The organism is Hansschlegelia sp. KR7-227, assembly GCF_049446035.1.
GTDB lineage: Bacteria > Pseudomonadota > Alphaproteobacteria > Rhizobiales > Methylopilaceae > Methylopila.
In genome coordinates this window covers 389,370-414,069 of record NZ_JBMSEA010000003.1, presented here as the reverse complement: position 1 = coordinate 414,069, position 24,700 = coordinate 389,370, and the positions used below count along the sequence as shown (strand labels likewise).

Annotated in this window: 22 protein-coding genes and 1 tRNA gene; 13 read left to right on the top strand and 10 right to left on the bottom strand. The window is 69.2% G+C overall.

The window, feature by feature from the left end:
* The first annotated feature begins 39 nt into the window (after positions 1-39).
* Both ACO2RJ_RS19385 and ACO2RJ_RS19380 read left to right on the top strand, forming a co-directional pair.
* Positions 40-225, top strand: coding sequence for a hypothetical protein (locus ACO2RJ_RS19385; RefSeq protein ID WP_423269811.1), 186 nt, complete (start codon positions 40-42; stop codon positions 223-225).
* A gap of 119 nt (positions 226-344) precedes the next feature.
* Complete coding sequence (locus tag ACO2RJ_RS19380) at positions 345-2,012, top strand: recombinase family protein (protein ID WP_423269810.1); 1,668 nt, start codon at positions 345-347, stop codon at positions 2,010-2,012.
* On the opposite strand, the gene ACO2RJ_RS19375 is transcribed toward ACO2RJ_RS19380, so the two are convergent.
* Positions 1,983-2,059: transfer RNA gene (locus tag ACO2RJ_RS19375), tRNA-Arg, on the bottom strand. The two genes, ACO2RJ_RS19380 and ACO2RJ_RS19375, sit on opposite strands and share 30 nt — an antisense overlap.
* Before the next feature lie 127 nt (positions 2,060-2,186).
* The gene (locus ACO2RJ_RS19370) at positions 2,187-3,647 is read right to left on the bottom strand and encodes a sensor histidine kinase (RefSeq protein WP_423269809.1); all 1,461 of its coding nucleotides are present in this window, start codon (positions 3,645-3,647) and stop codon (positions 2,187-2,189) included.
* Positions 3,648-3,993: 346 nt separating this feature from the next.
* Between ACO2RJ_RS19370 and ACO2RJ_RS19365 the strand changes: the two genes are divergently transcribed.
* The 5 genes from ACO2RJ_RS19365 (at position 3,994) to yihA (ending at position 7,980) form a co-directional block, all read left to right on the top strand.
* On the top strand, positions 3,994-4,644 hold the full coding sequence (locus ACO2RJ_RS19365; RefSeq protein WP_423269808.1) for a 2OG-Fe(II) oxygenase: 651 nt from the start codon (positions 3,994-3,996) through the stop codon (positions 4,642-4,644).
* A gap of 219 nt (positions 4,645-4,863) precedes the next feature.
* Positions 4,864-4,998: a 50S ribosomal protein L34 gene (gene rpmH, locus ACO2RJ_RS19360; RefSeq protein WP_423269807.1), complete on the top strand. Its 135-nt coding sequence runs from the start codon at positions 4,864-4,866 to the stop codon at positions 4,996-4,998.
* A gap of 34 nt (positions 4,999-5,032) precedes the next feature.
* Positions 5,033-5,452: a ribonuclease P protein component gene (gene rnpA, locus ACO2RJ_RS19355; protein WP_423269806.1), complete on the top strand. Its 420-nt coding sequence runs from the start codon at positions 5,033-5,035 to the stop codon at positions 5,450-5,452.
* Positions 5,449-7,254 (top strand): membrane protein insertase YidC, encoded by a 1,806-nt coding sequence (yidC, locus tag ACO2RJ_RS19350; RefSeq protein WP_423269837.1) that lies wholly within the window; start codon positions 5,449-5,451, stop codon positions 7,252-7,254. Before rnpA ends, yidC begins: the two co-directional genes overlap by 4 nt.
* Positions 7,255-7,320: 66 nt before the next feature.
* Positions 7,321-7,980 (top strand): ribosome biogenesis GTP-binding protein YihA/YsxC, encoded by a 660-nt coding sequence (yihA, locus tag ACO2RJ_RS19345; protein ID WP_423269805.1) that lies wholly within the window; start codon positions 7,321-7,323, stop codon positions 7,978-7,980.
* A gap of 219 nt (positions 7,981-8,199) precedes the next feature.
* On the opposite strand, the gene ACO2RJ_RS19340 is transcribed toward yihA, so the two are convergent.
* Complete coding sequence (locus tag ACO2RJ_RS19340) at positions 8,200-8,463, bottom strand: GlsB/YeaQ/YmgE family stress response membrane protein (RefSeq protein WP_423269804.1); 264 nt, start codon at positions 8,461-8,463, stop codon at positions 8,200-8,202.
* A 170-nt stretch (positions 8,464-8,633) separates the two neighbouring features.
* Here ACO2RJ_RS19340 and ccrA point away from each other — a divergent pair, with 170 nt between their 5' ends.
* Positions 8,634-9,920: a crotonyl-CoA carboxylase/reductase gene (gene ccrA / locus ACO2RJ_RS19335; RefSeq protein WP_423269803.1), complete on the top strand. Its 1,287-nt coding sequence runs from the start codon at positions 8,634-8,636 to the stop codon at positions 9,918-9,920.
* A 41-nt stretch (positions 9,921-9,961) separates the two neighbouring features.
* On the opposite strand, the gene ACO2RJ_RS19330 is transcribed toward ccrA, so the two are convergent.
* Complete coding sequence (locus tag ACO2RJ_RS19330; protein ID WP_423269802.1) at positions 9,962-10,099, bottom strand: hypothetical protein; 138 nt, start codon at positions 10,097-10,099, stop codon at positions 9,962-9,964.
* 214 nt (positions 10,100-10,313) lie between these two features.
* On the opposite strand from ACO2RJ_RS19330, the gene holA reads away from it, so the two are divergent.
* On the top strand, positions 10,314-11,351 hold the full coding sequence (gene holA / locus ACO2RJ_RS19325) for a DNA polymerase III subunit delta (RefSeq protein WP_423269801.1): 1,038 nt from the start codon (positions 10,314-10,316) through the stop codon (positions 11,349-11,351).
* A 194-nt stretch (positions 11,352-11,545) separates the two neighbouring features.
* Here holA and ACO2RJ_RS19320 read toward each other — a convergent pair whose 3' ends face one another.
* The 5 genes from ACO2RJ_RS19320 to mnmE are packed head-to-tail and all read right to left on the bottom strand — an operon-like array spanning position 11,546 to position 17,226.
* Positions 11,546-12,427 carry a ParB/RepB/Spo0J family partition protein gene (locus tag ACO2RJ_RS19320; protein ID WP_423269836.1) on the bottom strand — a complete coding sequence of 294 codons (882 nt, stop codon included), beginning with the start codon at positions 12,425-12,427 and terminating at the stop codon, positions 11,546-11,548.
* A 25-nt stretch (positions 12,428-12,452) separates the two neighbouring features.
* The gene (locus ACO2RJ_RS19315; protein WP_423269800.1) at positions 12,453-13,277 is read right to left on the bottom strand and encodes a ParA family protein; all 825 of its coding nucleotides are present in this window, start codon (positions 13,275-13,277) and stop codon (positions 12,453-12,455) included.
* On the bottom strand, positions 13,274-13,957 hold the full coding sequence (rsmG, locus tag ACO2RJ_RS19310) for a 16S rRNA (guanine(527)-N(7))-methyltransferase RsmG (protein WP_423269799.1): 684 nt from the start codon (positions 13,955-13,957) through the stop codon (positions 13,274-13,276). The genes ACO2RJ_RS19315 and rsmG overlap by 4 nt, the downstream gene beginning before the upstream one ends.
* Entirely contained in the window at positions 13,954-15,831 is a 1,878-nt protein-coding gene (gene mnmG / locus ACO2RJ_RS19305) for a tRNA uridine-5-carboxymethylaminomethyl(34) synthesis enzyme MnmG (RefSeq protein WP_423269798.1), read from the bottom strand. The genes rsmG and mnmG overlap by 4 nt, the downstream gene beginning before the upstream one ends.
* A 57-nt stretch (positions 15,832-15,888) precedes the next feature.
* Positions 15,889-17,226 carry a tRNA uridine-5-carboxymethylaminomethyl(34) synthesis GTPase MnmE gene (gene mnmE / locus ACO2RJ_RS19300; protein ID WP_423269797.1) on the bottom strand — a complete coding sequence of 446 codons (1,338 nt, stop codon included), beginning with the start codon at positions 17,224-17,226 and terminating at the stop codon, positions 15,889-15,891.
* Between the two features lie 25 nt (positions 17,227-17,251).
* On the opposite strand from mnmE, the gene ACO2RJ_RS19295 reads away from it, so the two are divergent.
* Positions 17,252-19,261: a thioredoxin domain-containing protein gene (locus ACO2RJ_RS19295; protein ID WP_423269796.1), complete on the top strand. Its 2,010-nt coding sequence runs from the start codon at positions 17,252-17,254 to the stop codon at positions 19,259-19,261.
* Positions 19,262-19,264: 3 nt separating this feature from the next.
* Here ACO2RJ_RS19295 and ACO2RJ_RS19290 read toward each other — a convergent pair whose 3' ends face one another.
* Positions 19,265-20,773 (bottom strand): L,D-transpeptidase family protein, encoded by a 1,509-nt coding sequence (locus ACO2RJ_RS19290; protein WP_423269795.1) that lies wholly within the window; start codon positions 20,771-20,773, stop codon positions 19,265-19,267.
* A 743-nt stretch (positions 20,774-21,516) separates the two neighbouring features.
* Here ACO2RJ_RS19290 and ACO2RJ_RS19285 point away from each other — a divergent pair.
* The 3 genes from ACO2RJ_RS19285 to rlmN all read left to right on the top strand — a co-directional run bounded on the left by ACO2RJ_RS19285 (position 21,517) and on the right by rlmN (position 24,664).
* Entirely contained in the window at positions 21,517-22,167 is a 651-nt protein-coding gene (locus ACO2RJ_RS19285) for a TetR/AcrR family transcriptional regulator (protein WP_423269794.1), read from the top strand.
* Positions 22,168-22,249: 82 nt separating this feature from the next.
* Positions 22,250-23,350: an AbrB family transcriptional regulator gene (locus ACO2RJ_RS19280; protein WP_423269793.1), complete on the top strand. Its 1,101-nt coding sequence runs from the start codon at positions 22,250-22,252 to the stop codon at positions 23,348-23,350.
* 45 nt (positions 23,351-23,395) lie between these two features.
* The gene (gene rlmN, locus ACO2RJ_RS19275) at positions 23,396-24,664 is read left to right on the top strand and encodes a 23S rRNA (adenine(2503)-C(2))-methyltransferase RlmN (RefSeq protein ID WP_423269792.1); all 1,269 of its coding nucleotides are present in this window, start codon (positions 23,396-23,398) and stop codon (positions 24,662-24,664) included.
* Positions 24,665-24,700 lie beyond the last annotated feature (36 nt).

Sequence of the window (24,700 nt, the reverse complement as noted above, 5' to 3'; positions counted from 1 at the left end):
CGCCCCCCGACCCGGCCGAAGCTGCGGACACGGCCCGGTGTGACGCCGCCCGTGCGATCCTCGCGCTCACCGCGAGCGAGCTCTTCAAAGCTGGCGCGCGACGTCGCCGCCGACCCGAACGTCGTCGGCCTGTGGCCCAATTCGGTTCCAATCACGACCGCCGAGATCGACATCGTCGACCTTTATCTCGGCCGCCTCATCGACAATATTTTAAAGTCTGAGTAGCTCAAAGTAAAAACGAGATAAAATCGTAGTGTTAGGCTCCAAAATTACTGACTATTAGCTTGTGGCTGGTCGAACATGAGATAGTATATTCATACTGATCACCTGATGGGAATTTGGCGATGACGATGCATCCGACGAGCGAGGCGTTCCTGCCGGAGAGCCTTGTCCCTTCATTGCGGTGCTGCGGCTATTATCGGGTTTCTACCGGGCGGCAGGCTGAGTCCGATCTCTCCATCCCTGACCAGAAGAAGCAGGTCACGAGCTTCTGCGCCGTGAAAGGCTGGAGCCTCGACTGTGAATTCGTCGAGCCCGGCGCGTCGGCGACCGACGACAACCGGCCGGCCTTCCAGCAGATGATCGAGCGCGCCACCGATGGCGACCGGCCCTTCGACGTCATACTGGTTCACAGTTTTTCAAGGTTCTTCCGAGATGCGTTTTCGCTTGAGCTCTATGTCCGCCGCCTCGCCAAAGCTGGCGTGCGGCTGGTCTCCATCACTCAGGAACTCGGCGACGATCCCGCTCAGGTCATGATGCGCCAGATCATTGGCCTGTTCGACGAATACCAGAGCAGGGAAAACGGCAAGCACGTCCTGCGCGCCATGAAGGAAAACGCGCGCCAAGGCTTCTACAACGGTTCGCCGGTAGCCCTCGGCTACACGACCGAAGAGGTGGAGAAGCGCGGCGTTCGGATCAAGAAGAAGCTCGTCATCGATCCGGTCGAAGCCGAAACGGTGCGGTTGATTTACGCGCTCTACCTCGAAGGCCACGAGGGCTCCGGCCCGCTCGGCGTCAAGGAAATCGCGAAATGGCTGAACGGGCACGGTCATCGCACCCGCAAGGGCGGACGCTTCGGGATCAGCGGCGTGCACACGATTCTTACAAACGCCACCTATATCGGCGAGGCGACGTTTAATCGCCGCAACTCCCGAACGCTCGCCGCCAAGGCAGTCGCCGAGCACATTGGCGTCGCCGTGCCGCCCATCATCGATCGCGCCACGTTCGACGCCGTTCAGGCCAAGCTGAAGTCCCACAACCCGCGCGTCACAGCGCCACGCTCGGTGACCGGACCTATCCTCCTCACCGGTCTCGCAGCCTGCGCCTCCTGCTCAGGCGCGATGACGCTCCGGACCGGGACCTCCAAGACGGGGGCCGTGCATCGCTACTATTCCTGCTCGACCTGCGCACGACAGGGCAAGTCCGCCTGCAAGGGACGATCGATCCGAATGGACAAACTCGACGATCTCGTCGTCGAGCATCTGTCCGATCGCCTGTTCCAGCCGGACCGCCTCACGGCGCTTCTTGCGTCCGTGATGGCGCGTCGCAACCAGAAATCAGCCGAGGTCGATACACGCGTCACCGCGTTGCAGACCGAGGCGACCGAGGCCGAGGAAAAACTCAAGCGGCTCTACCGCATGGTCGAGGAGGGCGTAACCGATCTCGACGACATTCTGAAAGCTCGGCTCGCCACGCTGAAGGCCGATCGTGACAAGGCAAAGGCCGCGCTTGACCGCATCCTTGAGCGGTCGGCGTCCGCATTCTCATTCGATCCGGAGGCGATCGAGCGGTTCGGCCGGCTCATGCGCCAGAACATTACGTCTGGCGACGTGCCGTTCCGCAAAGCCTACATCCGCTCGGTGGTCGATCGCATCGAAGTCGACGACCACGTCATTCGCATCATCGGCGACAAGGCGACGCTCGAACAGGCCATCGCAGCCGGCGAAACCGGAGCGCAGAGAGTTCGCAGTTTTGTACCGAAGTGGCGCGCCCGAAAGGATTCGAACCTCTGACCCCCAGATTCGTAGTCTGGTGCTCTATCCAGCTGAGCTACGGGCGCGCAGGCCGGCCGGGGCGCAAGGCCCCCGCGGAGGCGGTTAGTTAGCCGCTTGGATCGGGCTTTGCAAGCGCCGGGCGTCCATGGAGGCGGTCACGAGCCGAGCGCCCGGAGAGCGCGTCGGCGTCCTTCAGGCGCGGGCGCGTTCGCGGGCGCGCGCCTGAAGATCGATCGGGCGGTCGGGAATGGTCAGCCGGAAGGTCGCGCCGATCGTGCCCTCGACCGCGGCGATCGATCCGCCGTGGGCGCGCACCAGTTCGGCCGCGATGGCGAGGCCGAGGCCGGTGCCGCCGGTGCGGGTCGAGCCCTGGAACGGCTCGAACAGATGCTCGCGGGCCTTTTTCGGCAGGCCGGGGCCGGTGTCCGACACCTCGATCACCACCACGCCGCCCTCGCGTCGGCCGGAGATGCGAATCTGGTCGCGGGCGGGATCCGGCGCGCCGCGGCTTTCGAACGCCTGGACGGCGTTGCGGCCGAGATTGAGCAGCACGCGGAAGATCTGGTCGGGATCGGCGTCCATGGTCAGGCCGCGCTCGACGGCGGCGACGAACCCCACAGGCCCGCCGCTGGCGAGGCCGAGCCCGGCGCGCACGTCCTCCACGACGTCGGCGACCGACGTCATGCGGCGCGCCGGCGGGGTTTCGTGGGCCGCGCCATAGGACAGCGTCGACTGGCAGAACGAAATCGCCCGGTCGAGCGTCGCGATCAGCCGAGGCGCAAGCTTCTGGACGGTCGGGTCCGACACCGTCCCGAGCCGGTCCGACATCAGCTGGGCGGAGGCCAGCATGTTGCGCAGGTCATGGTTGATCTTGCTGACGGCGAGGCCGAGCGACGCGAGCCGTGACTTCTGCGCGAGCTGGCCGTGGATTTCGCTCTGCATGCGCTCGAGCTCGGCCTCGGCGACGCCGATCTCGTCGCTGCGGCCGGATGCGACGATGATTCGGCTCGCGTCCTCCGGCTGCTCCGCGAAAGCGACCATGGTGCCGGTCAGCCGCCGGACCGGACGCACGATCATCAGGTCAAGCGCGACATAGACCAGCGCCCCGGTCACGAGCGAGATGATCAGGGACAGGAGCAGCACGTTGACGGAAAAGGCGAGCATCGCCTTACGCAGCGGACGCTCGTCGACCACGATCTCCACGAAGTCGCCGGCGTCCGTCGCCTCGGCGATCATCCGCGCCACGCGCTTGTCTCCGTTGATCAGGGTGTCGAAGGCGTCGAGGATCGCGGCGGGGCCCGCCGCCTCGCGCCGGTCGATGACGTCGGCGACCTCCGGCGGCATGTCCGACACCGCGAGCAGCCGGCGCGCGTCGCCGGATTTCAGCACCAGCGCGCGGGCGTCGACGCTTTTCAGGAGCTTGCGGGCGAGCGGCTCCGCCACCATGCCGTCGGGCGCCGCGTCGAGCGCGAGCGCCGCGGTCCGGGCGCGGTTCAGCTGGTCGTCGATGTAGTTGAGGCGGAAGTTCGCGACCGACGGGACGAAGATCAGGACTTCGGTCACCATCACGAACAGCGCGGTGAGCGCGAGCAGCTTGCCGGAGAGACCCAGTCGTCCGGCGGAGGTGTCGGCAGGCGGCGCTTCGTCGGTCATGGGCGTCAGGCGGAGCGTCTCACGGCGGCGTCGGCGCCGCTCGGATGATGCGGCCCGCGCGAGGGCTCGTCAAACGACGGCGCCTGGATCGGGGCGGCGCAGGCGGGCGGTCGCGCCGTGTCGGATAAGGCGCCAGCAGGCCCGGGACGTCAATCGTCGGGGGCGCTCGACGCGCCTCGATGACGCGCGAGTCGAAACCTTTACGCGCGCCACGGTTCCGCCGCATCCGCGAACGTCATATGATGCTCGATCTATACGTGCGGTGGCGGGCCGAAAGCCTGTGACCCCCTGGCGGTTCCGTTTGAAGCCGCGCGCGCCGGCGCGCGCCGGCGATGTGGTGATCTTCATGACCCAGTTCGACTACGCAGCGCTCCGCGCTACGGCTCCGAAAAGCGATCCCTACGACTATCTCGTCGTGCCGTCCTTCGTGCGGCCCGAGGCGCTGCAGGCGATCGTCGCCGACTTCCCGACGGTGCGCGACGCTGGGCCGGTCGCGCCGGAGAAGCTCGAGATCAAGGGCGCGATGAAAGCGCTGCTCGACGAGATGCAGGGGCCGGAGTTCCGCAAGGCGGTGGAGGAGAAGTTCGACGTCGACCTGTCGTCGCGCGCGACGCTGATCACCGTGCGCGGTCTCTGCCGCGCCCGCGACGGCGCGGTCCACACCGACGCGAAGTCGAAGATCGTCACCGTGCTGCTTTACCTCAACCAGGCCTGGGACGCGGATGGCGGCCGTCTGCGCATTCTTCGCTCCGAGCGTCTCGACGACTACGCCGAGGAGGTCCCGCCGAGCGGCGGCGCGTTGCTGATCTTCAAGCGCTCCGATCGGTCGTTCCACGGCCATGAGAGCTTCGAAGGCGTTCGGCGGGCGATCCAGCTCAACTGGATCACCGACGACGAGGCCGCCGAGCGTCGGCGGCGCAAGCGCACGGTGCTGAGCATGCTCGAGCGGCTCAACCCCTTCGCGCCAAAGACCCGCGTGAAGGAAGACATGATGTGAGGGACGCGGGCTCAGACAAGCCTGAGCCGCCGCCTCGAAAGCGGCGGCGTCGCCACGCGCGAGGGACGCGCCGTCATTGACTTGGCGCAGCGCGCTCCCGTATAAGCCGCCGCAGTTCGCGCCCGCGTCCGCCGCGGGCCGTTTTGTTTTGGCCGCGCCTTTTGCGCCCTACGCCCCACCCGGCGTGCGCGGAGGCCTCGGCGACCGGAGACCACGTTCGTGAAACGGACTTTTCAGCCCAGCAAGCTTGTCCGCAAGCGCCGTCACGGCTTCCGCGCGCGCATGGCGACCGTCGGCGGCCGCAAGGTGATCGCCGCCCGCCGCGCCAAGGGCCGCAAGAAGCTGAGCGCCTGACGCGCGCCGTCCGCGCGTCCGCCCGGATAGGCTGATGCCCAAAATCGCGGCGTCGCTCGATATGCTTCGCGTTCGAAGCGAGTTCGTCACGGCGGCGAAGGACGGCGTCAAGGTCGGCGGTCCGCTGGTCGGACTGCAATGGCGCGATCGCGGCGAGCCGCAGACGCTGGCTCGCGTCGGTTTCACCGTGACGAAGCGCGTCGGCGGCTCGGTCGAGCGCACGCGCATGAAGCGCCGGCTTCGCGCTGCGGCCGGGCAGGTCCTCGCCGATCTGGCGCGGCCCGGTTGCGATTACGTGCTGATCGCGCGCCGCACCGTGCTCGACGCGCCTTTCGAACGGCTCACGCGCGAAGTGCGCGAGGTCGCGCGGCGCGCGCATGGGCGCGCCCGAAGCCCCAACGCGGCCCCCGCCGGGCCGCTCCCGCCGGACGGCCGGCGCGAAAGCGGACGCTGATGGACAATCGCAACACCATTCTCGCCGTCGCGCTGTCGATCGCCATCCTGATCGGCTGGCAGTTCTTCTACGCGCGCCCGCAGATGGAGGCGCAGCGCCAGCAGCAGACCACCCAGCAGGCGCTCAACGACGACAAGGCCGCCGGCGGGAGCGCCCCCGGCGCCGCCGCGCCGCAGCCGGGCGCGCCTGCGGCCGGGACCGCCGGGGCGCCCTCTACGGGGGGCAAGACCCGCGAGGACGCCCTGAAGGCGAGCCCGCGCGTCAAGATCGACAGCGCCCGCCTCGACGGCTCGATCGCCCTGATCGGCGGCCGGGTCGACGACGTGTCTCTCAAGGACTACCGCGAGACCGTCGACCCCAAGAGCCCCGAGATCGTGCTGTTCGCGCCGCTCGACAGCCCCCAGCCCTATTACGCCGAATTCGGTTTCGTGAACGCGCCGGGCGGGAGCCTCAAGCTTCCGGACGCGCGCAGCGAATGGAAGGCCGAGACGCCCGGCCCGCTGACCTCGGCGAGCCCGGTCACGCTGACCTGGGACAATGGCGAGGGCCTGACCTTCCGGCGCACGATCTCGGTCGACGGGGACTACATGTTCACCGTGAAGGACAGCGTCGCGAACAGCGGAGCCGCGCCGGCCACGCTGTTCCCTTACGCGCTGATCTCGCGCCATGGCGAGCCGCAGGTCTCGGGCTATTACATCCTGCATGAGGGCCTGATCGGCGTCATGGGCGCGGAGGGCCTGCAGGAGCTGGCCTACAAGAAGATCACTGAGGGGCCGCGCACCTTCAAGGCGACCGGCGGCTGGCTCGGCGTCACCGACAAGTACTGGGCGTCCGCGCTGGTTCCTCCGCAGGACAAGCCCTATGCGGCCCGCTTCGCTTCGACGACGGACGGCGGCAAGGCCTACCAGACCGACTATCTGCTTGACGCCATGACGGTCGCGCCCGGCGCGAGCGTGGAGACGTCGAGCCGGCTGTTCGCCGGGGCCAAGCAGGTCGCGGTCATCGACAAATACGAGCAGGAAGGCGGCGTCCAGAAGTTCGAGCTGATGATCGACTGGGGATGGTTCCACTTCATCACCAAGCCGATGTTCTACGCGCTCGACTTCTTCTACCGGCTCGTCGGTAATTTCGGGATCGCGATCCTGATCGTGACCGTGCTCGTCAAGCTGGTGTTCTTCCCGCTCGCGAACAAATCCTACGTGTCGATGTCGAAGATGAAGCTGGTGCAGCCGGAAATGGTCCGGCTGCGCGAGCGCTATAAGGACGACAAGGTCAAGCAGCAGCAGGAGCTCATGGAGCTCTACAAGCGCGAGAAGATCAACCCGCTGGCGGGCTGCCTGCCGGTCGTGGTGCAGATTCCGGTGTTCTTCTCGCTCTACAAGGTCCTGTTCGTCACGATCGAGATGCGGCATGCGCCGTTCTTCGGCTGGATCCACGACCTCGCCGCGCCCGATCCGACGTCGCTCTTCACCCTGTTCGGCCTCATTCCCTGGACGCCGCCGCACTTCCTGATGATCGGCATCTGGCCCATCATCATGGGAATCACGATGTTCGTGCAGATGCGGCTGAACCCGCCGCCGCCGGACCCGACCCAGGCGGCGATCTTCAACTGGATGCCGCTGTTCTTCACCTTCCTGCTCGGCACGTTCCCGGCCGGCCTCGTGATCTACTGGTCGTGGAACAATTTGCTGTCGATCGCCCAGCAGTGGGTCATCATGAAACGGCAGGGCGTGAAGGTGGACATCCTCGGCAACATCCGCGAGACGTTCCGCAAGAAGCCGGCCGACGCCGCCAAGACGTGAGGCGGGGTCGGCGCGGGCTTCCGGGCAAGCCGGCCCGTATCGGACGACGCGACGGAACGCTCCGCGATGACTGATCCCGCCGACGCGGCCCCGCCCGAAGACCCCTTCCTGGAGCCCGGCCGCAAGCTCTTCGCCGGGCGCTGCGATTTCGTCCTGGGCGTCGCGAAGCTCGAGCAATTGCCGGAGATGGATCGGCCGGAGATCGCCCTCGCCGGCCGGTCAAACGTCGGAAAGTCCAGTCTGGTCAACGCGCTCACCGGGCGCAAGACGCTCGCCAAGACGTCGAACACGCCAGGCCGCACCCAACAGCTCAACTACTTCGACCTCGGCGGGCAGGCCTATGTCGTGGACATGCCAGGCTACGGCTACGCCCAGGCGCCCGTGGCGCAGGTCAGGGCCTGGACGTCTCTGGTCAAATCCTATCTCCGCGGCCGGGCGAGCCTCGCCCGCGTGTTCGTCTTGATCGACGCGCGGCACGGTCTTAAGGAGGTCGACGCCGACGTGCTCGACCTGCTCGACCAGGCGGCGAGCTCCTACCAGATCGTGCTGACCAAGCTCGACCAGATCAAGGAGGCCGACCGCGGCCCGCGGATCGCCGAGACGCTCAACGCGCTGAAGCGACGGCCCGCGGCCTTTCCGGAGGTGCTCGCGACGTCGAGCCGCGACGGGATTGGACTGTCTGAGTTCCGCGCGGCCGTCATGCGCCTGATCGACGAGCGCAGGTAGCTGCGGCGACGATCGTCCCGGTTACGCCGCGGGCGTTGCTAGAGCGCGATCGCCTCGCTCTGAAGCGAAAGATCGTCGCCCGTCATCCCGGGCTTGTCCCGGGATCCAATCCCGCCGACGGCAGTTGCCGTTGACTACGCAGAGGAAATGGGTTCCGGGACAAGCCCGGAACGACGACCGCGGGGAGAGACTGACGATGCCGGGCGACGTTATCGCGCGCTAGACGCGGCGGAACAGCCCGATGATCAACAGCAGCACGATCGCGCCGATGGTCGCGCCGACGATGGCGCCGATCCAACCCGACCCGACGAAGATGCCGAGCTTCGAGAGCAGCCACGCGCCGATGAACGCGCCGATGATGCCGACGATGACGTTGCCAATGATGCCGAAGCCGTAGCCTCGGACGATGAGCCCGGCGAGCCAGCCGGCGACGCCGCCGACAATGAGGATCGCGATGAGGCCGAAGCCAGCGAAGGGTTCCATAGATCCGCGTCCTTGATCTTGCGTGATGTCGTCGTCAAAGGACACATAACGCGCCGGAACGGTCTGACCATGCCGCGGCGCAGCATCCGGCCATCGTCGAATTGCGCGAGGCCCTGCGGACGTCATAGTCCCACGCGAACCTGCCCCATCGAGAAGAAGAGCACGCCCCGATGACCGCTAGCGCCGAGCGCAAGGACCTCTACGATCTGGGCGAGATGCCGCCTCTTGGCCACGTGCCCTCGAAGATGCACGCCTGGGTGGTTCGCAAGGAGCGGCACGGGCCGCCGGAGAGCGCGAACGCGCTCGAAGTGGTGCCGACCTGGGACATCGGCGACGACGACGTGCTCGTCTACGTCATGGCGGCGGGCGTGAACTACAATCACGTCTGGGCCTCGCTCGGCGAGCCGATCTCGCCGATCGACGCGCACAAGTGCCCGATCCACATCGGCGGCTCCGACGCGTCCGGAATCGTCTGGGCGGTCGGCCGCAAGGTCAAGCTCTGGAAGGTCGGCGACGAGGTCGTGATCCACTGCAACCAGGACGACGGCGACGACGAGGAGTGCAATGGCGGCGATCCGATGTTTTCGCCGAGCCAGCGCATCTGGGGCTACGAGACGCCGGACGGCTCCTTCGCCCAGTTCTGCCGGGTGCAGTCGCGCCAGTTGATGCCGCGGCCGAAGCATCTGACCTGGGAGGAGGCGGCCTGCTACACGCTGACCCTCGCCACCGCCTATCGCATGCTGTTCGGGCATCCGCCCCATGCGCTGAAGCCGGGCGACAATGTCCTGGTGTGGGGCGCGTCCGGCGGACTCGGCGTGTTCGCGGTGCAGCTGATCGCAGCCTCGGGCGCGAACGCGATCGGCGTCATCTCCGATGAGACCAAGCGCGACTACGTGCTGGGACTTGGCGCCAAGGGGGTGATCAACCGCAAGGACTTCGACTGCTGGGGCCAGATGCCCAAGGTCAATTCGCCCGAGTACAATGTCTGGGTCAAGAACGCGCGCGCCTTCGGCAAGGCGATCTGGGAGATCACCGGCAAGGGCGTCGACGTCGACATGGTCTTCGAGCATCCCGGGGAAGCCACGTTCCCGGTCTCATGCCTGGTCGTTAAGCGCGGCGGGATGGTGGTGTTCTGCGCGGGCACGTCGGGCTTCAACATCACCTTCGACGCGCGCTATGTCTGGATGCGGCAGAAGCGCATCCAGGGGTCGCACTTCGCCCATCTCAAGCAGGCGAGCGCCGCGAACCGCTTCGTGATCGATCGCCGCGTCGATCCCTGCATGTCGGAGGTCTTCACCTTCGCCGACATCCCCAAGGCCCACACGAAGATGTGGAAGAACCAGCATGCGCCGGGCAACATGGCCGTGCTTGTGAACGCGCCCCGCGCGGGGCTGCGCTCGGTCGAGGACGTGCAGGACGCCTACCAGGCGTCGAAGGCCAAGCCCGCCGCGGCGTGAGGCCCTTGCGGCGCGGCGACGCCAAGTCGCCGCGCGCGCCTTCAGACGTCCTTGTCGTGCGACGTGGAGGTCAGGGCCTTCCGCTCCGAGCGCGTCAGACCGGAGTTGAGCCGGGTGATCATGTAGACCACGAGCGCGACGCCGAACGCCAAAGCGGCCATGTTTCCAATGGCTTCCATGTCCAGATCTCCTCTGCTGCGACGGTCGCCGCGGTCGCGACGACGAGTGGCGTGTAAGGGGACGTCGGGCAGCGAACCCAACCCGGCAATGCCCGTTGGTTGGCTTCATCGCTTTGCGGATACTCGAACGTGTTGAATTTCGGTCGCTTTTGACCAACCGGTTTGGTTCGGCCGATGATGCGGACCGGGGTCGCTCGGGCCCCTTGCGGAGCGGATGATGGTCGCGATCAAGGCTTCCGCCGTGGATGCGTTCGTCGCGCGGCCTCAGCCGGACGTGTTCGCCATCCTTGTTTACGGTCCCGACGCCGGGCTCGTCTCCGAGCGCGTCGAGCGCTTGATGTCCCAGACTCTCGCCGGCTCCGACGACCCTTTCGCGCTGGTGCGCCTCGACGGCGACGAACTGGCCTCCGATCCCGGCCGGCTCGCCGACGAGGCGCGAACGATCGCGCTGTTCGGCGGCCGGCGCGCGATCCGGGTGCGGCTCGGCGGCCGCTCGATCATCGCCGCGGTGGAGGCGCTGCTGGAAGGGCCGAGGCCGGAGTCGCTCACGGTGCTCGAGGCCGGAGATCTCAAGAAGAACGCGCCGGTGCGCGCGCTGTGCGAGAAGCACCGCAACGCTGCGGCGCTGCCCTGCTATTCCGACGAAGCCGCCGTGCGCGCGCGGCTGATCGACGAGGAGACGGCGGCCTCGGGTCTTTTGATCTCGAGCGAGGCCAGGGCCTTGCTTTCGGCTCATCTCGGACCGGACCGGCTCGCCGCTCGCGAGGAGGTCAAGAAGCTTTGCCTCTACGCGCTCGGGCAAGGGCGCATCGAGGTCGACGACGTGATCGCGGTCGTCGCGGAAGCGGGAGAGGTCGGCATGGACGCCGCCGTGGACGCCGCCTTCGCTGGCCGCGTCGCCGAAGTCGCCTCCGCTTTGAAGGCGCTCCGGGGCGCAGGCGCCCCGGCCTCGGCGGTCGTCGCGTTCGCCCTGCGCCACGCGCTCGCCATGCATCGCTGGCGCGACGAAGTGGACGGCGGGCGCTCGCCGCGGTCCATCGTCGAACATCCCGCGGCGGGGCTGCATTTCCGGCGACGTGACGCGGTCGAACGGGCGCTGGCGCGGTGGCCGCTCGCTCGCCTGGGCGATGCGACCGCGAGGCTTGCCGAAGCGGTCGCCGCCGGCCGCAAGTCCGGCGGCGCGATCGGCGAGGCCTCGGCGGAGCGCGCGCTCCTCGCGCTGGCGCAGGAGGCCGCGCGCAGCGGACGGTAGTTTATTTTGTAGAATGCGCGCAATACGCGCATTCACCCGAATAAGTCGACTCGATTGGAGACTCTCTGGCGGCGATTTCGGAGGTCGCCGGGACGATTGGACCCGCGACGCGAAACGAGTCTCCAGGACCTTCCAGACGCGTCCCAGAGGCCGGCGTCATTTTACGGCGCGCCCACACGCCGGTTTTGAGCGCTTCAGCTCTGCCGAACGCCCTTGAGGCGACGCACCACCATTTCAAGCTGGTCGAGAGTGGCGTAGCGGATCGAAAGCTCGCCGCCGCCGCCATTCGTCGACAGCGCGACCTCGAGCCCAAGCACGTCGGACAGCTCGGTCTCGAGCGCGACCAGGTCCGGATCTTTCGGAGCGGCCGGTTTGCGCGGCCGGGCGGATTTGGTTTCGGGCGCGCGCGCCATCGCCTCGACGTCGCGGACGGAGAGTCCGCGGGCGACGACCTTCTTGGCCGTGGCTTCCGGGTCGGGCAGAGCGAGCAGGGCGCGTGCGTGACCGGCCGTCAGGTCGCCGTCCAGAACATGAGCCTTCACCGTGTCCGGGAGCTTCAGCAGCCGCAGGGTGTTCGCGATGTGGCTTCGGCTCTTGCCGATCACGCGCGCCAGATCCTCCTGGGTGTAGGAGAATTGCGCGAGCAGCTGCTCGTAGCCCGCCGCCTCGTCGATGGCGTTGAGGTCCGCGCGCTGGACGTTCTCGACGATGGCGATCTCGAGCGCCTCACGCTCCGTGACGTCGAGCACCACGATCGGCGCGTCGTGCACCCCGGCCCTCTGCGCGGCGCGCCAGCGCCGTTCGCCGGCGATGATCTCGTACATGTCGGTCTCGGCGGAGAGCCGGCGAACGAGGATAGGCTGGATGACGCCCTTCTCGCGAACCGAGGCCGTGAGCTCCTCAAGGTCGCCCTCCCGGAACTGCCGCCGCGGGTTGGCTTTTGACGGCCTGAGATGCGCGATCGGCGCGCGCCGCTGCGGGCGCGCGCGCTCCATGACGGCGCCTTCGTCGCCCACGTCGCCGATCAGCGCCGCAAGCCCGCGCCCGAGGCGCGATTTGCCCTGTTCGTCCGCCATCATGCCCGGCCTCCCGCGTCCGCCGTCACGCCGCGGCGCGCATGGCGCGCTCGCGTTGAATGACTTCGGAGGCGAGCTTGAGGTAGGCCTGCGAACCCATGCATTTCAGATCGTAGAGCAGCACTGGCTTGCCGTGCGAGGGCGCCTCGGACACGCGAACGTTGCGCGGGATCATCGTCTCGTAGACCTTGTCGCCGAGAAATTCCCGAACGTCGGCCACGACTTGACCCGAGAGGTTGTTGCGCGGGTCGAACATCGTCAGCACGACGCCATGAATGGCGAGCTTCGGGTTCAGCGTGGCGCGCACCTGTTCGACGGTGCGCAGCAGCTGGCTTAGACCCTCCAGCGCGAAGAACTCGCATTGCAGCGGCACCAGGATGGCGCTCGCCGCCGCCATGGCGTTGATCGTGAGCAGGTTCAGCGAGGGCGGGCAGTCGACCAGCAGATAGGTGTAGCGGGGCGCGCTGCCGGTAGCGTGGAGCGCCGCGATCGCGTCGCGCAGACGGAAGGCGCGGTCCTTCGCCGTCGCAATCTCAAGTTCGACGCCGAGCAGGTCCATGGTCGAGGGGGCGACGTGAAGCCGAGGAACCCCCGTTTCAAGGATGGCTTCCGCGAGCGTCGCGTCGCCGATCAGGACGTCGTAGGTCGACAATTTTCGCGCCTTGCGGTCGATGCCGAGGCCCGTGGAGGCGTTGCCCTGGGGATCGAGATCGACGATCAGGACGGTCTCGCCGATAGCTGCGAGAGCGGTGCCGAGATTGATCGCCGTCGTCGTCTTGCCGACGCCGCCCTTCTGGTTGGCGAGCGTCAGGACCCGTGGCGCGCCGGGCTCGAACTGGGCTGAGATCATGATGTCGGCTCCGGACCGGCCTTCTGGTCGCGCAAGGTCCGAACAGCCCCGTCGAACTCCTCCACGCGAATGATGCGGGCGTCGGGATCGGTGAGACTCGGATGCAGCGACGCCTTGAATCTCCAGCATTCCGAGGCCTGGGTCAATTCGACGGAGCCCTCCCTGCCCTTGGGGAACAGTCCGATGGCGCCGGTTTTCAACAGCGGTTCGGCGAGACCGAGAAGCGCCGGCAGCGGCGCCAGCGCTCTTGCGCTGACCACGTCGGCCGATCTCGCCGCCTCGGCGAGCGCCCGTTCGATCCGAAGGGGGTGCACCGTCACGACGATCCCCATGGCGCGGGCCGCCTCGCGGAGGAAGGCGGCCTTCTTCAGATTGCTCTCGACGAGATGAACCTTGATCCGTTCGGGCGACAGCGCGGCGACGACAAGGCCCGGAAATCCCGCCCCTGAACCGAGATCGACCCATGTCGCGGCGTCGGCCGGCGCAAGGCCGACGAGCTGCGCGCTGTCGACGATGTGGCGCGACCAGATGTACGGGAGGGTGGCGGAGGCGACGAGATTGGTCGTCGTCTGCCAGCGGTCGACGGCCGCGACGAGCGCATCCAGCCGATCCCATGTTTCACGTGAAACATCGATCAGGGATTCGGCGGCTCTGCGATCGCCGGCGCGCTCGGACGTCACGCGGCGCTTCGCCGCCGCGCGCCGGCGGCAAGCAAGGCGAGCCCAGCCGGCGTCATGCCCTCGATCCGTCCGGCCTGTCCCAGCGTTCGCGGGCGGACCTTCACGAGCTTTTCGGCGAGCTCGGCGGACAGTCCCGGCATTGCGCGATAGTCGACGTCGTCAGGCAAAGACAGGCCCTCTTCCGCGTGATGCCGGCGGATGTCGGCGGCCTGGCGGTCGAGATAGACCGCATAGCGGGCCTCGATTTCGAGCTGTCCCCACGTCGCGTCGTCGATCGACGCTATCTCCGGCCAGATCCGCGCGATATCCGCCCGCGCCGTCGAAGGCTGCGACATGATTTCGAAGGCGGAGCGGCGGCGGCCATCCTGGTTGACGGCGACGCCCGCCCGTTCCGCTTCCCGCGGCGTGACGCCGAGAGCGCGCGTCAGGGCTTCCGCAGCCGCGAGTTTCTGCGCCTTCTCAGCGAAGGCCCGCGCCCGGGCGGCGCCGACGCATCCGAGCCGCTCGCCCTTCTCGGTCAGGCGCAGATCGGCGTTGTCGGCGCGGAGCGACAGCCGGTACTCCGCGCGCGAGGTGAACATGCGATAGGGTTCCGTGACGCCGCGCGTCACCAGGTCGTCGACCATGACGCCGAGATAGGCCTCCGCCCTGTCGAACACGACACCGTCGTTCCCGCCGGCCTTGCGCGCGGCGTTCAGGCCCGCCAGCAACCCTTGCGCCGCCGCCTCTTCGTAGCCGGTCGTCCCGTTGATTTGGCCGGCGAGGAAGAGCCCGCGAAGGCGCTTCAGCTCGAGCGTCGCGTCGAGCTCGCGCGGATCGACGTGGTCATACTCGATCGCGTAGCCCGGCCTGAGCATGACGGCGCGCTCCAGGCCAGGAATGGTGCGGATCAGAGCCTCCTGCGTCTCCTCAGGCAGCGAGGTCGAGATGCCGTTCGGATAGACGGTGGGGTCGTCCAGGCCTTCCGGCTCCAGGAAGATCTGATGGCTGTCCCGCTCACCGAAGCGCACCACCTTGTCTTCGATCGACGGACAGTAGCGCGGCCCCCGGCTGGCGATCTGACCCGAATACATCGGCGACCGGTCGAGATTGGCGCGGATGACGGCGTGCGTCGCCTCGGTGGTGCGGGTGACGTGGCAGTCCACCTGCGCGCGGTCGATCGAACGGGTCAGCGTCGAGAAGGGCTCCGGCGGCGTGTCGCCGGTCTGCGCGTCGAGGCCGGAGTAGTCGATGGTGCGGCCGTCAAGCCGGGGCGGAGTGCCCGTCTTTAGCCGCCCGAGCGTGAGCCCCGCGTCGAGCAACCGCCCCGAGAGCCCGAGCGCCGGCGCCTCGCCGGCGCGGCCGGCCGGGATTTGACGCTCGCCGATGTGGATCAGGCCGCGCAGAAACGTGCCCGTGGTTAGGACGACCGCCCCGGCCGCGACGCGCGCGCCCGCCGCGGTGACGACGCCTGCGACCCGGCCTCCCTGGACGATGAGGTCATCAACCTCCTCCTCCACGATCGAAAGCCCGGACTGCGCCGCGAGCGCGTTCTGGACGGCGGCCGCGTAGAGCCTGCGATCCTGCTGCGCGCGCGGGCCGCGAACGGCTGGACCCTTCGACCGGTTTAAGACCCGGAACTGGATGCCGCCTTCGTCGGCGCAGCGACCCATCAGTCCGTCCAGGGCGTCGATCTCCCGGACGAGATGGCCCTTTCCGAGCCCGCCGATCGCCGGGTTGCAGGACATTGCGCCGATCGTGGCGGCGCGGTGCGTGAACAGGGCGACCGAGGCCCCGGCGCGCGCCGCCGCGGCGGCCGCTTCGCAGCCGGCATGGCCGCCGCCGACGACGGTGACGTCGTAGGCGCGGCGGGCGTGGTTCGGGGTGATCGTCATCGCAGAGCGGATAGCGCCGGCGGAGGTCAGGCGCAATGTTTCACGTGAAACAAGGCGCTATTTGCCGATGCAGAAGGTCGAGAACACGCGGCCGAGCACGTCTTCGACCTCGATCCGGCCCGTGATCCGGCCGAGCTCGAGCGCAGCCATCCGCAAGGCCTCGGCGAGAAGCTCGTCGGGCAGCGCGTCCCAGTCGGCGAGCGCCACGTCGAGCGCGGCGACCGCGCCGGCGAGGGCCCCCCGGTGCCGCGCTCGGGTGAGGCCGACCTCCGCGCCCGCGCCGAGCCCCTGCCTAGCGGCGTCCGACAACTCGGCGATCAGCGCGGCGAGGCCTTCGCCGGTGAGGGCCGAGACGGCGCGCCGTGCGTCTCCCTCGTCGAGCGGGGCGACGTCCACCTTGTTCGCGATCACCCATACGGGGCGATCGCCGAAGCTGATCGGCTCCTCGGCCTGAGCGGCGTCCTCCACCCAGAGGACGAGATCGGCTTCGCCCGCGCGGGCCGACGCGCGTCGCACCCCTTCGCGCTCAGCCGCGTCGCCCGCGTCCCGCAGCCCGGCCGTGTCGGCGAGGATCACCGGCAAGCCGTCGAGATCGAGATGGACCTCCAGCACGTCGCGCGTGGTGCCCGGCGTCTCGGTCACGATCGCGACCTCGCGGCGGGCGAGGGCGTTCAGCAGCGAAGACTTTCCAGCATTCGGACGGCCCACGATCGCCACCCGGAAGCCGTCGCGGAGGCGCTCCGCGCGCGTGTCCGCCAGCGCCGCCTTCATGTCGGCGGCGAGCAAAGCGAGGTCGCCCTGCGCTTCGGCGCGTGCCCGGGGCGAGACGTCGTCCTCGTCCGAGAAGTCGATGCCGGCCTCGATCAGGGCCATCGCGCCGATCAGCCGCTCCCGCCACCGCTCGACGACCGCGGACAGCGCGCCCTCCGCCTGCAGCACGGCCTGCCGGCGCTGCGCCTCGGTCTCTGCCGCGAGGAGGTCGGAGAGGCCTTCGACCTCGGCGAGGTCCATGCGGCCGGACACGAAGGCGCGACGGGTGAACTCGCCGGCTTCCGCGGCCCGCACCCCGGGCACGCCGAGCAGCGCGTCGAGCATCGCTGCGGCGACCGCTCGTCCGCCGTGAACATGCAGCTCGGCGACGTCCTCGCCCGTGACGCTTGTCGGGCCGGGCAGCCAGAGCGCGAGTCCGCGGTCGATCAGCCCGTCCGAGCGGGGATCGCGAAAGGCGCGGAAGCTCGCCCGCCTCGGCGCGGGCAGGGGGCCGCTGACCGCCGCGAGCGCCGCGCCCGCTGACGGGCCGGACAGGCGTATCACGGCGATCGCGGCGCGGCCGGGCGCGGTGGAGAGCGCCACGATCGTGTCGCGGGCGACGAACGCGCTAGGTTGAGATGTCATTTCGTCCGACAGCATCGGTTCCCGCATGCCCAACCGCCTCGCCGCCGCCACCAGCCCTTATCTTCTCCAGCACGCCGACAACCCCGTCGACTGGTGGGAATGGTCGCCGGAAGCCTTTGCCGAGGCGCGCCGGCTGAACCGGCCCGTGCTGCTGTCGATCGGCTACGCCGCCTGCCACTGGTGCCATGTCATGGCGCATGAGAGCTTCGAGGACGCCGATGTCGCGGCCGTCATGAACGAGCATGTGGTCGCGATCAAGGTCGATCGCGAGGAGCGCCCGGACGTCGACCAGATCTACATGGCGGCCCTGCACGCCCTCGGTCAGCAGGGCGGGTGGCCGCTCACCATGTTTCTGACGCCGGAGGCGCAGCCGTTCTGGGGCGGCACCTACTTTCCGAAGGTCCCGAATTACGGCCGACCGGGCTTCGCCGACGTCGTGCGCTCCATCGCGCGCATCTTCCGCGAGGAGCCGGACAAGGTCGCCGGAAACGGCGCCGCCATCGCCGAACGGCTGAAGCCGGCGGCCGCAGCGAATGCTTCGCTCGGGCCTGCGGAACTCGACGACGTCGCGCGACGGCTGGTCCGGGTGTTCGACCCCGTCGACGGCGGCTTCCACGGCGCGCCGAAGTTTCCGCAGGCCGGCGTGCTCGAATCGCTCGCCCGCGCCGCGGCGCGGACGGGCGACGACGCCCTTGCCGATCCGGTCCGGCTGACGCTGCGGCGCATGGCGCGGGGCGGCATCCACGATCACGTCGGCGGCGGCTTCGCCCGCTATTCGGTCGACGGCCGCTGGCTCGCGCCGCATTTCGAAAAGATGCTCTACGACAACGCCCAGCTGCTGCCGCTGTTCGCAAGCTTCGGGCGCGACGCCGGCGATCGGCGCCTGACGGGCGCGGCCCATGGGATCATCGACTGGCTGGCGCGGGAGATGGTGACCGCGGACGCCTTCGCGGCCAGCCTCGACGCCGACAGCGAAGGCGAGGAGGGCAAGTTCTATGTCTGGCGGCGCGAGGAGCTGGACGCGGTCCTCGGCGCGGAGGACGCGGCCTTCGCCGCGGGCACCCTCGACATCGCGCCGGGCGGGAACTGGGAGGGCGGGTCGATCCCGAACCGGCTCGACGAGCCGGAGGACGCGGAGATCGACGAGACCAGGCTCGCGGACGTCCGGGCGCGGCTTCTCGCGGCGCGGGCGGAACGGGTCCGTCCCGGCCGCGACGACAAGCTGCTCGCCGACTGGAACGGGCTCATGATCGCGGCCCTCGCCGAGACCGCGGACGCGCTCGGGCGGCCTGACGCGCTCGATCTTGCGCGAACCGCCTTCGCCTCGATCAAGGCCCGGATGGCGCGCGGCGACCGGCTGGGCCACGCGTGGCGCGCCGAGCGCCTGATCTTTCCGGGCTTCGCTAGCGACTACGGCGCGATGGCGCTGGCCGCGCTCGCGCTCGCCGGCGCGACCGGCGACGCGTCCTATGCGGCGGACGCCGCGCGGTGGGTGGACGCCGCCTTCTCGCATCACCGCAATCCCGGCGGGCCGGGCTTTGCGGTCGACGCCGACGATGCGCCGCGGCTCGTCGTGCGGCCGGAGGCCTTGTCGGACGAGGCGCTGCCGAGCGGGACCGCCCTGGTCCTCGCCGCCGCCCTCAAGCTTGCGGCCTTCGACGCCGACCATGGCCGGCTCACGCGCCTCGACGGGGAACTGGCGGCCCTGATGGGACGGATGGCGTCGAACGTCGTCGGCCACGCCGGCCTGCTCAACGCGCTCGACATGCGGATACGGCTGGGCTCGATCGTCGTGGTGGGGGAAGGGGAGGCCGCGGACGCGCTGCATCGCGCGGCGCTGGCTCTGCCCGCCTGGGAGCGGGTGGTGCGCCGGGTTCGCCGCCTGGAGGAGTTGCCGGAGGCCCATCCCGCCCGGGCGGCGCGGATCGACCGTCCGGCCGCCTTCGTCTGCGCGGGTCAGGTCTGTTCGCCGCCGATCTCGGACGCGGACGGGCTCGCCCGCGCCGTCTCGGATCTGACGCGCGCCGGGCGATAAGCGTCAGCGCTGCGCGCGGCGGTCCTGCACGAGCGGGATCCGACGGGGTCGGGGAGCCTCGCGGGCGATGGGCTCCGCGTCGAGCGGCTCCTCGCCGAACGACTCGAAGCGTTCGCCTTCCGCGACCGGCGGCTCCGGCTCCGGGATCGACGCCGTCGGCGCTTCGTCCGCCAGAGGATCGGGGAGGCCCGGCGGCTCCTGGAAGTCGACGGGCACGCCCGGCGCGACGAGCCCGGCCAGTTCGCGCGCGTCCCAGTTGGTTAACCGCACGCAGCCATGGCTGTTGGTCTTGTCGATCTTCGACGGTTCAGGCGTGCCGTGCAGCCCGTAGGTCGGCTTATCCAGTCCCACCCAGGTGGCGCCGACCGGCCCGTTGGGGCCGGGGGGCAGACGCAGCGCCTTGGTGTTTGTGCCCTGCACGAAATTGACCTTCGGGCGGTACCAGTAGTCCGGGTTGATCGCGATCGCCTTCACCGCGTGCGTGCCCGTCGGCGACGGCATGTCGGAGGAGCCGATGGTGGCGGGATAGGCGACGACGAGGCGCTTGTCCGCGTCGTAGCCGCGAAGCTGCTTGCGCGCCTTGTCCGCGACGACATGCGCGACCTTCGCCTTCAGCGGCTTGCCGACATTGGCGACGATGATCTCTTCGCCGGCGACCGTGAAGGTCGCATGCGGGTTCAGCCGGCGCAGGAACGCTTCGTCCATGTGGAAGCGCTCGGCGAGCAGCTCGGCGGCGTCGCGGTAGCTCAGTCCCGGCAGCGCCGCCTGCTCGGCGTAATCATGCGGCATGGTCGGCACGAAGGGACCGGCCACGTCCTCCGGCGTGATCACATAAGAAGCGAGCACCGGCTCGGCCGAGGTCGCTTCGAGCGCCGCCCAGAGCGCGGCGTCGATGATCCCGTCCTGCGTCTCCCCGCGCATCTCCTCGAAGGCCTTGACCGCCTTGACGACGTTGTCGCCGGCAAGTCCGTCGATCACGCCGGGCGAGGCGTTGTTGCGGTCGAGCAGGACCTGCAGCTTGATCATCCGCGGATCGGAGCGCCGGCCCCTGGGATAGGGGTCCTTGGTGAACACCGCGTCGTTCGCGAGCGCGATGAGCAGGTCGACGGGGTAGCCGTCGGTCGCGACGGGATCGGTGGTCGAGGCGCGCGGAGCCGGCGCGAGCGGCGTGATTGGCTGCGGGGTCGCCGCGCGTTCCGGATATGTGGTTCTCGCGTCCGAAGGAGCGGGCTCGCGCAGGCGTTCCGGCTGGGCCGGGGTCGGCGAATAGATCGACGGCGCCGGCAGCGGGCGCGATTCGATCGCGCCCGTGGTCTCCACGTCGTCCACCGGACTGGCGGATCGGTCGGGGGCCTGCACCCTACGCGGCGCCGCGTAGGGTGCATGGGAGGGCTTGGCCACCGGCTCGAGGCCGAGCAGATCTGAGATCGGATCCGAGTTCTCGGCCGCGGCGGTCCCTGGGACCGGCGAAGCGGCGAGGATGATCGCCAGGGTCGCGGCGACTCGATACATGCGCGGCGCCACTGGCGATCTCCCGTTCAACGCACGGCACACGGGCCCGCGCGAGGCGTCCCGATCGCGAGATTGCGCGAACAGGGTAAACAAATCGGAACCTGGCGAGCCCGGACGGCGGCCGCCTCGCAATCGATCCTCCCGCTCCCCTCCCGGGAGCGCGCTCTCCGTTCGCGCGCCAGCGAACCCTGGCTCATCGCCTGCTCTCGGCTCCGTCCGCGGAAATCCCCTCGCCGCACGGGCGGGCGTGAGGCGGCGCTCGGCCTCCCGATCCAAGTCTCGGATGAGGTCTTCGACGGCGCAGGGCTGCTTGAGCCCCAACCCGGCCACGCCGGCTCGTTGACCGAACCGTTCGGTCAAGCCCTCGACATATTCGGTGCCACCGCCTATTTTGACCGAACCGTTCGGTCAGAACGCATTCCCGCCGCCGGGGATGGGGCGTCGTGAGCTCAGCGGGGGAACGGATGACGGCGGCCAGTCCGGCCAGACGCGTTCTTCCGGCAAAGTCGGGCCGTCGCCGGGGGCGGCTATGGGATCGCCCGGCACGGACCCAGGTGCGTCGGTCGTCCGCAATCGCGCTCAGGCCGGCCCGCTGAGTCGGCTTGAAGCGGCGAGACGGCGTCGAATTGCGTGGCGCCGGCTTATGGGCGAACGTCGCGCCACGCAATCGGTCGACGCGGGAGTGCGCCCGCACCGGCGCGCGATGATTTGGAGGCCGGAGAACCCGGCCGGATGATGGAGCGATGACCCAAGCCGTAATGAACAAGCCGCCGCTCGGCGACGACGTGCTCGACAGCGCGAAGCGGCGCCAGGTGCTCGACGGGGCGCGACAGGTCTTCCTCGCTCACGGCTTCGACGCGGCCAGCATGGGCGAGATCGCGCGCGCGGCCGGCGTCTCGAAGGGCACGCTCTACGTCTATTTCGAGAGCAAGGAAGAGCTGTTCGCGGCCTTGGTGAAGCGGCAATGCGCGCTCACGGCCGAGCGGCTGTTCGAACTCGACGCCGACAATCATGACGTGCGGGAGGTGCTCTTTCGACTGGGCTCGAGCTTCATCGAAGCGATGGTCGAGCCGAGCCACGTGTCGACCGTGCGGATGGTGATCGGCGCGGCCGACCGCAAGCCGGACATCGGCCAGCTGTTCCTCAACGCCGGCCCGCGGGTCGGAGTGGGCCGCCTGTCGGCGTGGCTGCGGGTGATGGTCGAGCACGGCGAACTCGTGATCGAGGATGTCGAAGTCGCGGCCTGGCAGTTTCTGACCACCTGCCACAGCGCCGTGATGATGCCCGTCCTCATCGGCGGCGAGGCGCCGCCGGACCCCGAACGCATCGCCTATCTCGTGGGACGCGCGGTCGACCTGTTCCTCGCTGGATACGGCCCTCGCCCGGCTCATTGAGCGCGGACGCAACGCAGGCCCTGCGGCCGCGCGGATTGACGCGGCCCGGCGAACGGTCGATCACCTCGCCTTCATGAGCGACATGCCGGACGACGTCCCGCCGCCCGTCGCGCCACGGCCGGGGGCGGCGCGTGCGCGCGACGTCGCGGCGACGCTCGCCGTCGCCGGCGCCGGCGCGCTCGGCTTCTGGCTCGTCGGCGCGCCCGCACCATGGCTCGTCGGCGCGGTGATGGCGACCAGCGTCGCCGCCCTCGCCGGCAAGGTGCGCCCTTTGCCGAACCGACTGCGCGACGCGGTCTTCGTGCTGCTCGGCGCGTCGATGGGATCGGCGGTCACGCCCGATACGCTCGCCGGCGTGCTGCTGTGGCCGGGCAGCATGGTCGCGCTCGGCGTCGCCGTCACGGCGATGATCGCGGCGTCCTACCTGATCCTCTGGCGCGGCTTCGGCTGGGACCGCACGACCGCGTTCTACGCCTCTCCGCCCGGCGCGCTGAGCGCGGTGCTCGCGATGGCCTCGTCGACCAGCGCCGACATGAGCAAGGTGGCCGTCGTCCAGGTGTTCCGCGTGTTCGTGCTCGTCGCGGTCGCGCCCGTCGCGATCGTGGTGTCGGGCGCCCCCCCGATCGTCGGCCCAGCCCTTCCGCCCGCGGGGCCCGGAACGATCGCGGCGATCATCGGCGTCGGGATCGCCGGCGCCGCGCTGGCGCATCTCGTCCGTTTGCCGGGCGGACTGATGATCGGCGCCTTCGCGGCGAGCGCAGCCCTCCATGCCGGCGGACTCGTCACGGCCCGCATGCCGGACTGGCTGACGCTGCCGACCTTCGTGATGCTCGGCGCGATCGTCGGCGCACGCTTCTCGGGGCTGGCGCCGCGCGAGATCCTGACGCTGATGCGCGCCTCCGTGGCGTCGTTCCTGGCGACCGCCGGCCTCGGCGTGGCGTTCGCGATCGGCGTCGGCTGGTCGCTCGGGCTGCCGCCGGCTCAGGTGTTCGTCGCCTTCGCGCCGGGCGCGCTCGAGGCGATGATGCTGACCGCCTATCTCCTCGGCCTTGATCCGGCCTATGTCGGGGCCCATCACGTCGCCCGCTTCGTCGCGCTGTCGTTCGGCGTGCCGATCGCGGCCCGTCTCCTGGGCGCCGCGCTCGCCCGGGTCGACGCGCCGGGGGACGACGCCGACGTCTGAGCCCGCGGGCCGCGGAGCGCTGCGGTTCGCGTCGAAGGGCTCCATATGATAGTCATCGCCGCGCCGGGCCTCGAAACGCCCGCGCCTTATCGTCCGACGCCCATGACCTCCCTCGACCTTCCCGTCCGTTCTGACAGCCTGCCGTCTTCCGCCGCCGCCCCGGCGCCGAAGCCTTCGCTCGTCGGATTGACGCGCGCGCGGCTCGCCGAAGCTCTGGCGTCGGTCGGCGTGGCCGAGCGTCAGCTCAAGATGCGCTCGGGGCAGCTCAACCATTGGCTCCACAACCGCGGCGCCGCGTCGTTCGACGCCATGACGAGCGTGTCGAAGGATCTGCGCGCGACGCTCGCGGACGCGTTCACACTGGACCGGCCCGAGATCGTCTCGGAGCAGATTTCGAAGGACGGCACCCGCAAATGGCTGCTGCGCCTGCCGGCTCAGGGGCCGCGCACGCGGCCGGCCGAGGTCGAGGCGGTCTACATCCCCGAGGAGGGGCGCGGCACGCTCTGCGTCTCCTCGCAGGTCGGCTGCACGCTCACCTGCACCTTCTGCCACACCGGAACCCAGACCCTGGTGCGAAACCTGACCGCTGCGGAGATCGTCGCGCAGCTGATCGTCGCGCGCGATCGGCTCGGCGACTGGTCGGGAAGCGTCGCGCCGGAAGGCGCGGTCGTGCCCGGCGACGGCGGACGTTTCGTGACGAACATCGTCTTCATGGGCATGGGCGAGCCGCTCTACAATCTGGACGCGGTGCGCGACGCGATCGAGGTGATCGCGGATGGCGAGGGTCTCGGCGTCGGCCGTCGCAAGATCACCGTCTCGACCTCGGGCGTGGTTCCGGAGATGAGGCGTCTTGGGGAGGAGACCGGCGCGCAGCTTGCGATCTCGCTTCACGCCGTTCGCGACGATCTGCGCGACGTGATCGTGCCGATCAACCGCAAATACAAGATCGCCGAGCTGCTGCAGGCCTGCCGCGACTATCCCGGCGCCTCCAACGCGCGGCGCATCACGTTCGAGTATGTGATGCTCAAGGGCGTGAACGACAGCCCGGCGGAAGCGCGCGAGCTGGTGCGGCTGCTTGCGGGCATGCCCGCCAAGATCAATCTGATCCCGTTCAATCCGTGGCCCGGCAGCCCGTATGAGTGCTCCGACTGGGACACGATCGAGCGATTTTCCGAGATCGTCTTCCGCGCGGGCTACGCCAGCCCGGTCCGCACGCCGCGCGGGCGCGACATCGCGGCCGCGTGCGGTCAGCTCAAATCCGACACCCGCCGCCTCCGGGCCAAGGAGCGGGAGGCGCTCGAGGCGGCCGAGTGACGGATCCGCGCGAACCGGCGTCGCGCGCTGCGCGTT